Genomic DNA, 709 nt, shown 5'->3' with positions numbered 1-709 from the left:
CTGCTGGGCGCCCTGCTCGGCGTGTCAGCGCGGGGGCTGGACGCCCAGTTGGACACGCCGCGGCTCCAGGAGCTCGCCGCGACCGTCGGCGGCGCCGACGCCCGCGTCTCGGATGTGTTCTTCACGTTCGTGATGTACGTGCTCAGCCAGCTCGTCACGGGAGCGGCGCTGGTGTCGGCACTGCGCGCCCGTGGCGAGGAGGCGGCGGGCCGGGCCGAGCTGCTGCTGTCCACCCCTGTCGGCCGGCTGCGCTGGGCGCTGAGCCACCTGGTGTTCGCCATCGTGGGCCCGGTGCTGCTGCTGGCCGCGCTGGGCGCGGCGGCGGGGCTCGCCTACGACGGCGATGTGGCCCGCGTCGCCGGGGCCACGCTGGCCTACCTGCCTGCGGTCTGGACCGTGGTCGGGATCGCGACGCTGCTGTTCGGCATGCTGCCACGGCTGGCGGCGGCCGCGAGCTGGACCGTGCTCGGCCTCTTCCTGGTCGTGGATCTGCTGGCGGAGTTCAAGCTCGCCACCGGGATCGTCCTCAACCTGTCGCCGTTCGTGCACGTGCCGGCGATGTTGCTGGACGGCGTCTCATCACCGGTGGCACCGCTGCTGGGGCTGACTGTTGTGGCCGTAACCCTGGCCACGGCGGGGCTGGCGTTCCTGCGCCGCCGCGACCTGATGCCCTCTGCCTGAACGCTCCGTAGCGGCGCTGATGGCCGAC

The 709-nt window shown here is 73.1% G+C and carries 1 pseudogene; it reads left to right on the top strand.

The features are described 5' to 3' along the window. Positions 1 to 681, top strand: a pseudogene (locus AC3EO4_RS55685) (ABC transporter permease); the annotation flags it as partial. Between the last annotated feature and the right edge of the window lie 28 nt (positions 682 to 709).

This window comes from Nonomuraea sp. bgisy101 (genome assembly GCF_057708945.1).
The sequence above is the reverse complement of the archived record's forward strand: the minus strand, read 5'-3'. Positions and strand labels throughout refer to the sequence as shown.